The organism is Variovorax sp. SPNA7, assembly GCF_033807855.1.
In the GTDB taxonomy this organism is placed as follows: domain Bacteria; phylum Pseudomonadota; class Gammaproteobacteria; order Burkholderiales; family Burkholderiaceae_C; genus Variovorax; species Variovorax beijingensis.
In genome coordinates this window covers 3,707,379-3,721,440 of record NZ_CP138513.1, presented here as the reverse complement: position 1 = coordinate 3,721,440, position 14,062 = coordinate 3,707,379, and the positions used below count along the sequence as shown (strand labels likewise).

Here is a 14,062-nt window from a genome sequence, read left to right as displayed (position 1 = left end):
ATCAGTCCGGCTTGATGTTGGCCCTTGCAATGACCTTCTGCCAGCGCGCCTGCTCGGCCGCGATGAACTGCGCGAACTGCTCGGGCGTGCCGCCGACGGCCTCGGCCGCATCGGCCGTGAGCCGCTGCATCGAATCGGGCGACTTCACGGCCTTCATCGTTTCGGCCGAGAGCTTGGCCAACTGCGCGGGCTCGATGCTGGCCGGCGCGAGCATGCCGTACCACTGCGTCATCTCGAAGCCCGGAAAGCCCTGTTCGGCGACCGTGGCCACGTCGGGCAGCTGCGCCAGGCGCTTGGCCGAGCCGGTGGCGATGCAGCGCACCTTGCCGGTCTTGATGAAGGGAAGGATGGCCGCGGCGCCGATGGCCGAGGCCTCGAGCCGGCCCGAGAGCAGGTCGGTGACCATCGGCCCGGTGCCGCGGTAAGGCACGTGCAGCATGAACACGCCGGCGGTCATCTTCAGGTATTCGAAGGCCAGGTGGCCTGCGCTGCCGTTGCCCGCGGAGCCGTAGCTCAGCTTGCCGGGATTCGACTTGGCGTAGGCGATGAACTCCTTGAGGTTCTTCGCCGGCACGTCGGGGTGCACCACGTAGAGACTGGGCACCTTGGCCAGCAGGCTCACGGGCTTGAAATCCTTGTTCGCGTCGTAGGGCAGCTTGGCGAAGATGTACGGGTTGACCGCCAGCGTGCCGATGTGGCCGAGGATCAGCGTGTGCTGGTCGGTGCTGCGCGCCACCTCGCTCATCGCGATGTTGCCGGCCGCGCCGGGCTTGTTGTCGACGAAGACGCTCTGGCCCAGCGTGCGCGAAAGCTCGGCGGCGGTGGAGCGCGCCACGATCTCCGAGCTGCCGCCCGGCGCGAAGGGCACGACAAAGCGCACCGACTTGCTGGGCCAGGCCGACTGCGCCGAGGCCATCGAAGGCAGCAGCCCGCCCAGGGCCAGGGCGCCGCCGCCCTGCAGCCACTGGCGGCGCGTGGGCTGCGGGTCGTTCAGGAAGTGGTCGTCGAACATGGTGCTTGTCTCCGTCGTCTTGTGTGAAAGAAAAGCCTGCATCCTGCCAGACGGATGCGCTCGGAAAGCCGCCGCTCAGATCAGGTTGCGCATCGCCTGCGCGGTTTCGCGCAGCACCGGCAGCACGCGTGCCACCGCGTCCTCGGAGCTTTCGTGGCCCATCGGCATGGTGATGTTGAGCGCGCCCACCAGCGTGCCGTGCCGGTCGCGCAGCGGCACCGCAATGCCGCGCGAATTGAGGTCGAGCTGCTGCTCCGACAGCGCCCAGCCCTGTGCCCGGATGCGTGCGAGCTCCAGCTTCATGCGCTCCATGCTCGCGATGGTGTGCGAGGTGAACACCTGCAGCTGCCGCGTGGCGAGCCAGTCGGCCAGCTCGGTATCGCTGCGCAGCGCGAGCATCAGCATGCCCGCGGCCGTGACCTGCGCCGGCACCCGCGCGCCCAGCACGTAGCCGGTGCTCATGCTGCGGTTGGGGCCGTTGCGCGCGATGTAGACCACTTCGTCGCCGTCCATCACGCTGAGGTAGGCGATCTCGCTGGTGCCCGCGGCCACGCGCTGCAGGAAGGGCTGGACGATCCGCGGCAGCCGCGCCGAGTCGAGGTACGACTGGCCGAGCCGCAGCACGCGCGGCGTGAGCCAGAACAGCTTGCCGTCGCTCGCCACGTAGCCCATGTGCTGCAAGGTCAGCAGGTAGCGCCGCGCGGCCGTGCGCGTCATGCCGGTGCGTTCGCCGGCCTGGCTGGCGGTGAGGCGCGGATGGGCGTCGTCGAAGGCTTCGATGATGCTCACGCCGCGTTCCAGCCCGGCGATCCAGTCGCGCTTGTCGAGGCCGGCGGGCGCTGGAGAAAGATCGGTGGCATCGGTGCTCATGGCCCGGAGTGTGCCGTGCGGCGGGCGGCGCGGCGGCCCGGCCGGATCAGGACAAACCCTGTTTATGTACGATCATCGAACGAATACGGACGATTGTCGATCGATTGGGGCTCAGCTCCTGAGCGAAATCCGCGGAGAGGTGGCTAAAGTTCGCCCTGGCAATGGCCCTGGAGCGATTGCCGTACAAAAAAGAGGCAAGACATGACCACCTCCATCAGCGGCAGCACCCTGGCGTACCTGATTCCCGGCGACCCTGTGCGCAACGTGCGCCTGCCCCGGATGTTCAACGCCGCCTTCGAGCGCTTCGGCATCGACGCGGTGCTGGTGCCCGTGCAGGTGCCGCTGCGCGATTTCGCGGTGTTCTTCAAGTCGGCGTTCCTCGCCCGCAACGTGCGCGGCATGGTGATTGCGCCGCCGCACAAGCCGCTGGCGGTCGACCTGCTCGACGGCTGCGGCCTGTTCGGCCGCGTGGCGGGCTCAGTCAACGTGGTGCGCCGCATCGAGAACAACGAACTGGAGGGCGACCTGTTCGATGGCGAAGGCCTCTTGGGCGCGCTCGATCACTTCAACATTCCGTTCCGCGGCAAGCGGGTGCTGATCCTGGGCGCCGGCGTGAGCGCCGCGGCCATTGGCGTGGCGCTGGCCGAAGGCGGCACGGTCGACGGTGCCGAGCACATCGCGTTCTACGACACCTCGGCCGGCAGGGCGGCCGGCGTGGCGGCCAAGCTCGACGCCTTCTTCGATGCCAACGTGGTGTCGGTCGACAGCAATGCGCCCGAAGGCTACGACCTGGTGATCAACGCCACGCCGCTGGGCCTGGACGAGGCCGACGCGCTGCCCGTCGATGTCGCGCGCATGGATTCCCATGCCGCGCTGTTCGACATCCTGCTGCGCAACCAGCCGACGCCGCTGGTGCGTGCGGCACGCGCACGCGGCCTCAATGCGCAGGCCGGCTTCGAGATGCTGATCCAGCAGATGCCGCACTACTTCGGGTACTTCGGCCACAAGGATGCGGCCGAAGCGCTGCGCAAGGACTCGGATTTCCTGCGCGAACTGATCTATCCGGCCGCCATGGCCGCGGAGATTGCCGCGCCGCTGCGCTACCAGTCACCGAGCGTGGCTTGACAGAGAGGCCGCAGCCCGGAGGACCGCCGGGCTCCAAGCGATCGGCGTGGGAACCAATTTTCAAGGAGGAGACGCAATGACAAGGATTTTCGACGGCTACTGCAAGTTGCTCGATGCGCTGATCGCGCTGGCGCTTGCCATCATGGTCGTGCTGGTGTTCGGCAACGTGGTGCTTCGCTACGCCTTCAATTCGGGCATTACCGTGTCGGAGGAAGTGTCGCGATGGCTCTTCGTGTGGGTCACGTTCCTGGGGGCGGTGGTCGCGGTCAAGGAGCGCGCGCACCTGGGCACTGACTTCCTGGTGGCCCGCCTGCCGGTGCTGGGCAAGAAGATCTGCCTTGTCGTGGGCCATCTGCTCATGCTGTATGCGACCTGGCTGCTGTTCAGCGGCAGCCTGGCGCAGGCGAGGATCAACTGGGACGTGGAGGCGCCGGTGACCGGCGCATCGGTGGCGATCTTCTACGCCTCGGGCATCGTGTTCGCGGCCTCGGCGGCGGTGTTCCTGCTGAGCGACCTGGTGCGCGCGCTCACCGGCCGGCTGAGCGAAGAGGAACTCGTGATGGTGCAGGAATCGGAAGACCTTGCGCAGCTCCAGCGCGACGAAGCGGCCGAGCGCGCCGCGCACGACAAACGCTGAGCACCGGAGCCCGCCATGACCGTATTCATCTTCCTCGGCTCCCTGCTCGGCGCAATGGCGCTGGGCATTCCGATCGCCTATTCGCTGCTGCTTTCGGGCATGGCGCTGATGGTCCACCTCGACCTGTTCGACGCGCAGATCCTGGCGCAGAACGTGGTGAACGGCGCCGACAGCTTCCCGCTGCTCGCCGTGCCGTTCTTCATGCTGGCCGGCGAGATCATGAACGTCGGCGGCCTCTCCAAGCGCATCGTCAACCTCGCCTTGACGCTCGTCGGCCATCGCCGCGGCGGACTCGGCTTCGTCGCCATCCTGGCGGCCTGCCTGCTGGCCGCGCTCTCGGGCTCGGCGGTCGCGGACACTGCCGCGCTCGCGGCACTGCTCCTGCCGATGATGGTGCGTGCGGGCCACGACAAGGCACGCGCCGCGGGCCTCATCGCCTCGGCCGGCATCATCGCGCCGGTCATTCCGCCCTCGATCGGCTTCGTGATCTTCGGCGTGGCCGCCAATGTGTCGATCAGCAAGCTGTTCCTGGCGGGCATCGTGCCGGGCATCATGCTGGGAGCAGGCATCGCCATCGCGTGGTGGTGGGTTGCCAAGCGGGAGAACATCCAGCCTGCGGCCAAGGCCACTGGCGCCGAGCGTGCGAAGGCCTTCAAGGAGTCGCTCTGGGCCCTGTTCCTGCCGGTGATCGTGCTGGTGGGCCTCAAGATGGGCGTGTTCACGCCCACCGAGGCGGCCGTGGTCGCGGCGGTCTACGCGCTGTTCGTCGCGATGGTGGTCTACCGCGAGATGAACTTCGCGCAGCTCTACCGGGTCTTCGTGAGCGCGGCCAAGACCACGGCCGTGATCATGTTCCTGGTGGCGGCGGCCATGGTTTCCGCCTGGCTCATCACGGTGGCCGACCTGCCGAGCAAGCTCATCAGCCTGCTGGAGCCCTTCATGGGCAACCAGACCCTGCTGCTGATCGCGATCATGGTGCTCGTGATGGCGGTCGGCACGGCCATGGACATGACGCCGACCATCCTGATCCTCACGCCGGTCCTGATGCCGGTGGTCAAGGCTGCGGGCATCGACCCGGTCTACTTCGGCGTGCTGTTCATCATCAACAACGCCATCGGGCTGATCACGCCGCCGGTGGGCACCGTGCTCAACGTCGTGGCGGGCGTCGGCAGGATGAAGATGGACGAGGTGACGCGCGGCGTGCTGCCGTTCATGACGGCGCAGTTCATCGTGATGTTCCTGCTCGTATTTTTCCCCTCGCTGGTGCTGGTGCCGATGCGCTGGTTCGCCGGCTGACCCCGCGTTTCACGTTCCCTTTTTTTCGACCCGACCCCCAAGGAGACCATCCATGAAGAAGACCATCACCCGGGCCCTTTGCCTCGGCATCGCGATGCTGCTGCCCGTGGCTGCTGCCGTTGCGCAGGACATCAAGGAGCGTTCGATCAAGTTCGCGTTCCAGAACCAGGGCGATCATCCGCAGGCCCTGGGCGCGAAGAAGTTCGGCGAACTCGTCGCGCAGAAATCAGGCAACAAGATGCAGGTCAAGCTGTTCCCGGGCGGCACGCTCGGCGGCGACGTGCAGACGGTGTCGGCCATCCAGGGCGGGACCATCGAGATGACCGTGCTCAACGCCGGCATCCTCTCCAACCAGGTCAAGGCCTTTGCGGTCTTCGACTTCCCGTTCCTGTTCGCCAATCCGCAGGAAGCCGATGCGGTGACCGACGGGCCGTTCGGCAAGAAGCTGTTCTCGGAACTCGCGGCCAAGAACCTCATCGGCCTCGGCTACTGGGACCTGGGCTTTCGCAACGTGACCAACAGCAAGCGCCCGATCCACAAGGTGGAAGACCTGGCCGGCCTGAAGATCCGCGTGATCCAGTCGCCGATCTACATCGATCTCTTCAATGCGCTCGGCGCCAACGCCACGCCGATGCCCTTTCCAGAGCTCTATCCGGCGCTCGAACAGAAGGCAGTCGACGGCCAGGAGAATCCGAACACGGTCATCCGCACGTCGAAGTTCGCCGAAGTGCAGAAGCACCTCGCGCTCACGCAGCACGTCTACAACCCGCAGGCGCTGATCGTCGGCAAGAAGCTCTGGGACTCGCTCAGCGATGCCGAGAAGAAAATCATGACCGAAGCGGCCGCGGAAGCCACCAGGTTCGAGCGCGAAGTGTCGCGCGGCCAGGCGCAAGCCGCGCTGGACGATCTCAAGAAGGCCGGCATGCAGGTGACCGAGTTCAGCCCCGCCGAAATGCAGCGCCTTCGCGACAAGGTCAAGCCGGTGGTGGACAAGCACAGCGCCCTGGTGGGCGAGGCCGTGGTCAAGGAGCTGTACGCCGAGATCGCCAAGGTTCGCAAGTAACCCAGGAAGGGGCGAGTGAAGAACACCATGATTTCCGGCAAGACCACCCTCGTCGCGCACCTGGGCTTTCCCACCGAAAGCTTCAAGGCGCCGATGATCTACAACCCCTGGTTCGAGAAGCAGGGCATCGACGCCGTCGTGGTGCCGATGGGCGTGAAGCCCGAGGACTATCCGGCGGCCTTCGCCGCGCTGTTCCGGCTCACCAACATCCGGGGCGCGTTGGTGACCATGCCGCACAAGATCACGACCATGGGCCTGGTCGACGAGGTCACGCCCACCGCAAAGATCGCCGGCGCCTGCAACGCGGTGCTCAAGCGCGCCGACGGCACGCTGGTGGGGGACCAGTTCGACGGCGCCGGCTTCGTGCGCGGTGTGCTGCGCAAGGGCTGCGCGCTCGAGGGCGCGCGCGTGCTGGTCTCCGGCAGCGGCGGCGTGGGCTCGGCAATTGCCGCCTCGCTGGCCGCGACCGGCGTGGCGGAAATCGCGCTCTTCGATGCCTATGCGGCTTCGGCCGAGGCGCTGGCCGGGCGCCTGCGCACGCACTATCCGGCGCTGGCCGTGTCCACCGGCTCGAACGATCCGGCCGGCTTCGACCTCGTCGTCAATGCCACGCCGCTGGGCATGAAGGAGGGCGATCCGCTGCCTTTCGACGTGGACCGCATCGCGGCCTCGACCTTCGTCGGCGAGGTGGTCATGAAGTCGGAATACACGCCGCTGCTGCGCGCCGCCCGCGACAAGGGTTGCGCGGTGCAGGTGGGCACCGACATGCTGTTCGAGATGATTCCCGCATACCTCGAGTTCTTCGGCTTCGGCACGGCGACGGCCGATGCGCTGCGTGCCGAGGCCAAGATCAGCTACTGAGCAGTGTGCAACGCCGGCCCTGCGCCGTGCGGCGCGAGGGAAGACGCGGTGTAATGCTGTTGCGCTCACTCGATTTTTTTGACGCAAGAAGACATTCACCATGAGCATTTTCGAAGGCTTCCTTTCCACGTCCGAGACGCTTTCCGCCTTCAGCGACCACAATTTCGTCGACGCGATGCTGCGCTTCGAAGCCGCATTGACCCGCGCGCAGGCCGCGCTCGGGCTGGTGCCGGAGACTGCCGCGCATTCGATTGTCGGCAGCTGCAAGGTCGAGCTGTTCGACGTGGCCAAGATCGTGCGCGACAGCGGCCGTGCGGGCAGCGTCGCGATTCCGCTGGTCAAGGCCTTGAAGGAGGCCGTGGGCCTGTTCAATCCGGCTGCCGTGCCCTTCGTGCATTTCGGCAGCACCAGCCAGGACGTGATCGACACCGCGATGGCGCTGGTCACGCGCGAAGGCATCGCGCTGATCGAAGCCGACGTCGACCGCGCCATCGAGGCGCTGCTGCAGCACGCCGTGCAGCATGCGGCCACGCCGATCCTTGCGCGCACGCTGATGCAGCCCGCGTCGGTCACGAGCTTCGGCCTCAAGTGCGCCGGCTGGGCCGCGCCGCTGGTGCGCAGCCGCGCCCGCCTGCGCGAGGCCGCGCGCCATGCGCTCAGCGTGCAGCTCGGCGGCGCCGTCGGCACGCTCTCGCAGATGAAGGGGCAGGGCGCGGCCGTCGTGCAGCGCGTGGCGGACGAGCTCGGCCTCGGCAATGCCGGCGCCACCTGGCACACGCAGCGCGACGAATGGGTCGCGCTCGGCTGCGAGCTGGGGCTGCTCACGGGCAGCCTCGGCAAGATCGCGCGCGACATCGCGCTCATGGGCCAGTACGAGGTCGGCGAGGTGGCCGAGCCCACCGAGCCGGGCCGCGGCGGCTCCTCCGCGATGCCGCACAAGCGCAACCCGGTGGCGGCGATGGTGGCGCTCGCCGCGGCCCAGCGTGCGCCGCAGCGCGTGGCCGCGCTGTTGGCAGCGATGCCGCAGGAACACGAGCGCGCGCTCGGCGGCTGGCAGGCCGAGCTGGCCGAATGGCCGCAGCTGCTGATGTCGGCGCACGGCAGCGTGCGGGCGCTGGCCAGTGCGCTGCCGGGCCTGCAGATCGACGCGGCGCGCATGCGTGCCAACATCGACATCCTGCGCGCGGAGCTGCCGCGCGAGGCGGCGGACGAATGGTTCGATCCCGCGCTGGCCGGTCCCGCCGGCGAAACCGCGCTGCGGCAAGTCGCGGCACTGCGCGCCCAACTGATTGCGAAAGACACCCCCTGATGACCGACGAAACAAGCACCCCACCTCCCGACGACTACGAAGCCGGCCTCGTCAACCGCCGCCGCGTGCTCGGCGACGCCTGGGTCGACAAGTCGCTCGCCAACCGCAACGCGTTCAACGCCGAGTTCCAGGAGCTCATCACCCGCCATGCCTGGAACGACATCTGGGGCCGGCCCGCGCTCGGCGACAAGACGCGCCGCTACATGGTGCTGTCGATGATGCTGGGCATCCATGCCTATGAAGAATTCGCGATGCATGTGCGCGCCGCGCTCGACGGCCCGCCCGAGTCGCGCCTCACGCCCGAGGACATCAAGGAAGTCATCATGATGGCGGCCATCTACTGCGGCGTGCCGGTGGCGAACCACGCCTTCGGCATCGCGACCGGCATCCTTCGCGAGAAGGGCTTGCTGGCCGCGGCCGCGCAGTGACCGGACCGCGCATCCGCAAGGACCGGTTCGAACCCGGCTTCGGCCTGCTGCTGCCGCTGCTGCTGGCGGCGCAGCCCGTGGCCACCGACAGCTACCTGCCCGCGCTGCCCGCCATTGCGAAGGAGCTGGGATCGGCCAGCACCAGCCTCACGCTGTTCGTGCTGGCCTTCGGCTTTGCGCAGTTGCTGTGCGGCCCGCTGGCCGACCGCTTCGGCCGCCGGCCGGTGCTGCTGGCGGGGCTCGGCTGCTACGCGATCGCGGCGCTGGGCGGCGCCTTCGCCGGCAGCGTGGCGGTGCTCGCGGGCTGGCGCACGCTGCAGGGCTTTTCGATGGCGGCCATCCTGGTGTGCGCACGCGCCGCGGTGCGCGACCTCTATCCCGCGCACGAAGGGCCGCACGTCATGGCGCGCGGGCTCACGGGCCTGGGCGTGGTGGGGCTGCTGGCGCCACTCCTGGGCGCGTGGCTGGTGCAGGGCGCCGGCTGGCGCTGGGTGATGGCCTCGATGGCGCTCTACGCGCTGGTGCTGCTTGCCCTGTGCTGGCGCTCGTTCGCGGAAACGCGGCGGCCGCTGGCCGGCGAGTCTTCGGCGCCGCGCGGCAGCACCCGCGCCGTGTTCGCGAGCCGCAGCTTCCGGGCCTGGGCCTCGGTGGCCGCAACCACCTACGGCGGCCTTTTCTGCTTTCTGCTGCTGTCGCCGATGGTCTATATCGGCTACCTGGGCTGGTCGCCCGCGATGTACGGCTGGATCCCGGCCGGCGGTTCGCTGGTCTACATCTTCAGCACCACGCTGTGCCGGCGCCTGCTGCGCAGGCACGGACCGGTGGGCACGGTGCAGCTGGGTGCCACGCTGAGCATGGCCGGCGCGGCGATCCAGGCGCTGGGCTGCTGGCTGGCGCCGCACAGCGCGCTGCCGCTGCTCGCGGGCCACGCGGTCTATTGCCTGGGCCACGGCATCCACCAGCCCTGCGGCCAGGCCGGCGCCGTGGGCGACCTGCCGCACCTCGCGGGGCGGGCCGTGTCGTGGTCGGGTTTCGGCATGATGATGGTGGCGTTCAGCGTCGGGCAGATGGCCGCGCAGTTCGTCGACACCGATTTTTCGAACGGCGCCTGGCCGATGGTCGTTCCGATGCTGCTCGCGGGCTGCGGGTTGCTGGCCATCGCGTTCCTCTGGCTGCCGCGTCTTCAACATCCGATGAAAGAAAAGGAATCACCATGACCCGTTTGAACGTCGTCCGCGAAGGCAGCGGTCCTTTTGTCGTGCTGAGCCATGCGCTGGGCTGCGACCTGCACATGTGGGACGGCGTGGCCGAGCAGCTTGCGCGTGCCCACACCGTGATCCGCTACGACCACCGCAACCACGGCGGCTCGCAGGTGGTGCCGGGTGCGCTGCGCGTGGAGACGCTGGCGCAGGACGCGGCCGAGCTCATCCAGCGCGAGGCGGGCGGGGAGCCGGTGCACTTCGTCGGCCTGTCGATGGGCGGCATGACCGCGCAGGCGCTGGCGGTGCGCCATCCCGAGCTGCTGCGCAGCGTGGTGATCGCGAATTCGTCGGCCCACTACCCCGACCAGTCGCCGTGGCGCGCGCGCGCCGAGACGGTGGCCGCCAAGGGCGTGGCCGCCATCGCGCCGGGCGCGGTGGCGCGCTGGCTCACGCACGGCTATGTCACCACGCAGGAGGGCAAGGCTGCGGCCGAGGCGCTGCACGACGTGCTGGTGCGCACCGATGCGCAGGGCTACATCGAAAGCTGCAACGCGGTGGCCGCCATCGATTTCCGCGAGGGTAACCGCCGCATCGCCGTGCCCACGCTGGTGATCGCGGGGCTGCAGGACGAGGCCACGCCGCTGGCCATGTCCGAAGCCATCGCGGCCGCCATTCCCGGCGCCCGCCTGGCCACCATCGACGCGGCGCACCTGAGCGCGGTGGAGCGGCCGGTCGAGTTCACCCAGCTGCTGATCGATTACTGGCGCAGCCTTTGAGAAACGCCGCCTTCGGGCCCTGGAGGTTGGCCTAGGTCTAACCCCTATTTCGTGCGAACAATGCACGCATGCGTTCGATGATCGAACACTGAGGGGGCTCGGAGCGTTGTGGGCGGCGGCGGGTGTTTCTACAGTCACCCCCCATGCACCGCTCCATTGCCACCGTCTCCCTCAGCGGCACGCTTCGCCAGAAGCTCGAAGCCGTTTCGGCCGCAGGCTTCGACGGCATCGAGCTGTTCGAGGCCGATTTCGTCAACTTCAAGGGCAGCGCCGCCGAGCTGCGCCGCATTGCCTCGGACCTCGGCCTCTCGATCGACCTGTACCAGCCGTTCCGCGATTTCGAGGGCATGCCCGAGGCGCAGTTCCGCCGCAGCCTGGAGCGCGCCGAGCGCAAGTTCGACCTGATGGAGGCCATGGGCGCGCCGCTGATGCTGTGCTGCTCGAACACCTCGCCGCTCTCGGTGAACGACCCCGCGCTGGCCGCCGCGCAGTTGCACGAGCTCGCGGAGCGCGCCGCGCGCCGCAATCTGCGCGTGGGCTTCGAGGCGCTGGCCTGGGGCCGCCACACCTCGCTGTATGGCCAGGCCTGGAACATCGTGAAGCAGGCCGACCACCCGCAGCTCGGGCTGATCCTCGACAGCTTCCACACGCTGTCGCTGAAGGACGATGCTGCGGGCATTGCCGCCATTCCGGGCGACAAGATCTTCTTCCTGCAGATGGCCGACGCGCCGCTGCTGTCGATGGACGTGCTGCAGTGGGCGCGCCACCACCGCTCGTTCCCGGGCCAGGGCGATCTCGACGTGATCGGCTTCTTCGAGCAGGTGCTGCGCGCGGGCTACACCGGCCCGCTGTCGCTGGAAATCTTCAACGACCTGTTCCGCGAAACGCCCAACCGCCGCACCGCGGTGGACGCCATGCGCTCGCTGCTGTACCTCGAAAGCGAGGCGCAGCGGCGGCTGGCTTCCTCTGCCGATGTGCCGGCGCTGAAACCGCAGATCGAGCTGTTCAGCCCGCCGCCCGTGCCGGCGCTCTCGGGCCTGTCGTTCATCGAGTTCGCGGCCGACGAGGCCTCGGCCGGCACGCTCGGCGCGCTGCTGGAGCAGCTCGGCTTCCGCCGCGTCGGCCGGCACCGATCGAAGGCCGTGGCGCTGTACCGCCAGGGCGAGATCAACCTGATCGTCAACGCGCAGCCGGATTCGTTCGCGCGCAGCCGCTTCGAGGCGCACGGCACCTCGGTGTGCGCGCTGGGCGTGCGCTGCGCCGATCCGCTGGCCGCCGTCGAGCGCGCCACGGCCATGCGCTCGCAGCGCCACGACAGCCCGGTCGGCCCGAACGAATTGCGCGTGCCGGCCATCGTGGCACCGGGCGGCAATCTGATCCACTTCGTGCCCGAGGCCCTGGGCACCAACGGCCTGTACGAGGCCGACTTCATCCTCGAGCAAGACGCCGCGGCCGATGCCACCGGCGCCGGCCTCGCGCAGGTCGACCACGTGGCGCTCGGCCTCGCGCTCGACCAGCTCGACACCTGGGTGCTGTTCACGCGCGCCGTGCTGGGGCTGGAGCCGGGCGAAAGCCTGGAGCTGGCCGACCCCTTCGGCCTGATCCGCAGCCGCGGCGTCGCCAACGCCGAGCGCAGCGTGCGGCTGGTGCTCAACGTGTCGCTGAGCCAGCGCACCCGCACCGCGCGCACGCTGAGCCTGACCGGCGGCGGCGCGGTGCACCACATCGCGCTGCGCTGCGACGACATCTTCGAGAGCGTGGAGCGGCTGCGCGCCGCGGGCACGCGCTTCGTGCCCATTTCGGACAACTACTACGACGACCTGGCCACGCGCATCGACCTGGACCCGGCGCTGCTCGCAAAGCTGCGCGCGGCGGGCGTGCTGTTCGACCGTTCGCCCGCGGGCGACTACCTGCACATCTACACCGAGAACATCGAAGGCGGACTGTTCTTCGAACTGGCACAGCGCACCGCGGGCTACGACGCCTACGGCGCGCTCAACGCACCCGCGCGCATGGCATCGCAGGCGCAGCAATAAAGATTCTTTTCGTCAACCGGAGACAAACCATGGCAACCATCACGGCCCACGAGCCGAAAGGCAAGCACCAGTCGAAGAAGGCCACCGCAAGCGGCTGGATCGGCTCGGCGCTGGAGTACTACGACTTCTTCATCTACGCCACCGCGGCGGCGCTGATCTTTCCGCAGATATTCTTTCCCAAGGGCGACCCGCAGATCGCGATCATCGCGTCGCTCGCGACCTACGGCGTGGGCTACGTCGCACGGCCGATCGGCGCACTGCTGCTGGGCCACTGGGGCGACACGCACGGCCGCAAGACCGTGCTCATCCTGTGCATGTTCCTGATGGGTTTTTCCACCATCGCCGTCGGCCTGCTGCCGACCTACGACCAGGTCGGCCTGTGGGCACCTGCGATGCTGGTGGTGCTGCGCCTGATCCAGGGCTTCGCGGTGGCGGGCGAGATTTCGGGCGCGAGCTCGATGATCCTGGAGCACGCGCCATTCGGGCGCCGCGGCTTCTTCGCGAGCTTCACGCTGCAGGGCGTGCAGGCCGGCCAGATCATGGCGGCCGCCGTGTTCCTGCCGCTTGCGCACTACATGGACAAGGACGCCTTCAATTCCTGGGGCTGGCGCATTCCGTTCCTCCTGAGCTTCATCGTCATCGTGGCCGGCTACATCATCCGCAAGGAAGTGGACGAGACCCCCGCCTTTGCCGAAGTCGAGAAGAGCACGAAGCCGAAGGCGCCGGTGATCCAGGCCGTGACCGAGAGCTGGGGCGACATGCTGCGCGTGCTGCTGTGCTCGCTGATGAACGTGATCCCGGTGGTCGCGACCATCTTCGGCGCCGCCTACGCGGTGCAGCCGGGCTACGGCATCAACTTCGAGAAGGACATCTATCTCTGGATTCCGGTGATGGGCAACATCCTGGCCGTGATCGTGATCCCGTTCGTCGGCAACCTGTCGGACAAGGTCGGACGCCGCCTGCCGATCGCCGTCGGCGCCATCGGTTCGGGCCTGCTGTCGTTCGGCTACCTGTATGCCATCAGCATCCACAACGTGCCGCTGGCCATCGTGATGTCGCTGCTGATGTGGGGCGTGGTCTACCAGGGCTACAACGCCGTGTTCCCGAGCTTCTATCCGGAGATGTTCCCCACCCGCACCCGCGTCTCGGGCATGGCGATCTCGCAGAACATCGGCACCGCGATCACCGCGCTGCTGCCGGCGCTGTTCGTGGCGGTCGCGCCCCCCGGCGCCGCCAACATCCCGCTGACGGTCGGCGCCATCACGCTGGCAATCTGCGCCATCGCGGCAGTCTCGGCCCTGAGCGCACGCGAAACCTACCGCGTGCACATGAACGACCTCGGCAATCCCGACGCGGTGCCGGTCGACAAGCTCGAATACGACCGGCTGCGCGAAGAGACGCTCGCCACCGCACGCATGGCCGCCAAGGCCGCGGCCTGAAGACCTTG

13 protein-coding genes are annotated in these 14,062 nt (G+C 68.2%); 11 read left to right on the top strand and 2 right to left on the bottom strand.

The window, feature by feature from the left end:
• Position 1: 1 nt before the first annotated feature.
• Together RZE77_RS17455 and RZE77_RS17450 are read right to left on the bottom strand one after the other, a co-directional pair.
• Entirely contained in the window at positions 2-1,012 is a 1,011-nt protein-coding gene (locus RZE77_RS17455) for a Bug family tripartite tricarboxylate transporter substrate binding protein (RefSeq protein ID WP_319438537.1), read from the bottom strand.
• Between the two features lie 75 nt (positions 1,013-1,087).
• Positions 1,088-1,882 carry an IclR family transcriptional regulator domain-containing protein gene (locus RZE77_RS17450; protein WP_319438536.1) on the bottom strand — a complete coding sequence of 265 codons (795 nt, stop codon included), beginning with the start codon at positions 1,880-1,882 and terminating at the stop codon, positions 1,088-1,090.
• 201 nt (positions 1,883-2,083) lie between these two features.
• Here RZE77_RS17450 and RZE77_RS17445 point away from each other — a divergent pair, with 201 nt between their 5' ends.
• From RZE77_RS17445 to RZE77_RS17395, 11 genes are all read left to right on the top strand, one after another.
• Complete coding sequence (locus tag RZE77_RS17445; RefSeq protein ID WP_319438535.1) at positions 2,084-3,007, top strand: shikimate dehydrogenase family protein; 924 nt, start codon at positions 2,084-2,086, stop codon at positions 3,005-3,007.
• A 76-nt stretch (positions 3,008-3,083) separates the two neighbouring features.
• On the top strand, positions 3,084-3,644 hold the full coding sequence (locus RZE77_RS17440) for a TRAP transporter small permease (protein WP_319438534.1): 561 nt from the start codon (positions 3,084-3,086) through the stop codon (positions 3,642-3,644).
• Positions 3,645-3,659: 15 nt separating this feature from the next.
• Positions 3,660-4,940 (top strand): TRAP transporter large permease subunit, encoded by a 1,281-nt coding sequence (locus tag RZE77_RS17435; protein WP_319426641.1) that lies wholly within the window; start codon positions 3,660-3,662, stop codon positions 4,938-4,940.
• Between the two features lie 52 nt (positions 4,941-4,992).
• On the top strand, positions 4,993-6,003 hold the full coding sequence (locus RZE77_RS17430) for a TRAP transporter substrate-binding protein (RefSeq protein WP_319438533.1): 1,011 nt from the start codon (positions 4,993-4,995) through the stop codon (positions 6,001-6,003).
• Between the two features lie 27 nt (positions 6,004-6,030).
• The gene (locus tag RZE77_RS17425; protein ID WP_319442375.1) at positions 6,031-6,864 is read left to right on the top strand and encodes a shikimate dehydrogenase family protein; all 834 of its coding nucleotides are present in this window, start codon (positions 6,031-6,033) and stop codon (positions 6,862-6,864) included.
• A gap of 100 nt (positions 6,865-6,964) precedes the next feature.
• A complete protein-coding gene (pcaB, locus tag RZE77_RS17420; RefSeq protein ID WP_319438532.1) occupies positions 6,965-8,173 on the top strand; it encodes a 3-carboxy-cis,cis-muconate cycloisomerase in 1,209 nt (402 codons plus the stop codon).
• Complete coding sequence (locus tag RZE77_RS17415) at positions 8,173-8,601, top strand: carboxymuconolactone decarboxylase family protein (RefSeq protein WP_319426638.1); 429 nt, start codon at positions 8,173-8,175, stop codon at positions 8,599-8,601. The genes pcaB and RZE77_RS17415 overlap by 1 nt, the downstream gene beginning before the upstream one ends.
• Positions 8,598-9,818 (top strand): multidrug effflux MFS transporter, encoded by a 1,221-nt coding sequence (locus RZE77_RS17410; RefSeq protein ID WP_319438531.1) that lies wholly within the window; start codon positions 8,598-8,600, stop codon positions 9,816-9,818. The genes RZE77_RS17415 and RZE77_RS17410 overlap by 4 nt, the downstream gene beginning before the upstream one ends.
• Entirely contained in the window at positions 9,815-10,579 is a 765-nt protein-coding gene (locus RZE77_RS17405; RefSeq protein ID WP_319438530.1) for an alpha/beta fold hydrolase, read from the top strand. Before RZE77_RS17410 ends, RZE77_RS17405 begins: the two co-directional genes overlap by 4 nt.
• Before the next feature lie 143 nt (positions 10,580-10,722).
• The gene (locus tag RZE77_RS17400) at positions 10,723-12,615 is read left to right on the top strand and encodes a bifunctional sugar phosphate isomerase/epimerase/4-hydroxyphenylpyruvate dioxygenase family protein (RefSeq protein ID WP_319438529.1); all 1,893 of its coding nucleotides are present in this window, start codon (positions 10,723-10,725) and stop codon (positions 12,613-12,615) included.
• 29 nt (positions 12,616-12,644) lie between these two features.
• Positions 12,645-14,054 carry an MFS transporter gene (locus RZE77_RS17395; RefSeq protein ID WP_319438528.1) on the top strand — a complete coding sequence of 470 codons (1,410 nt, stop codon included), beginning with the start codon at positions 12,645-12,647 and terminating at the stop codon, positions 14,052-14,054.
• Positions 14,055-14,062 lie beyond the last annotated feature (8 nt).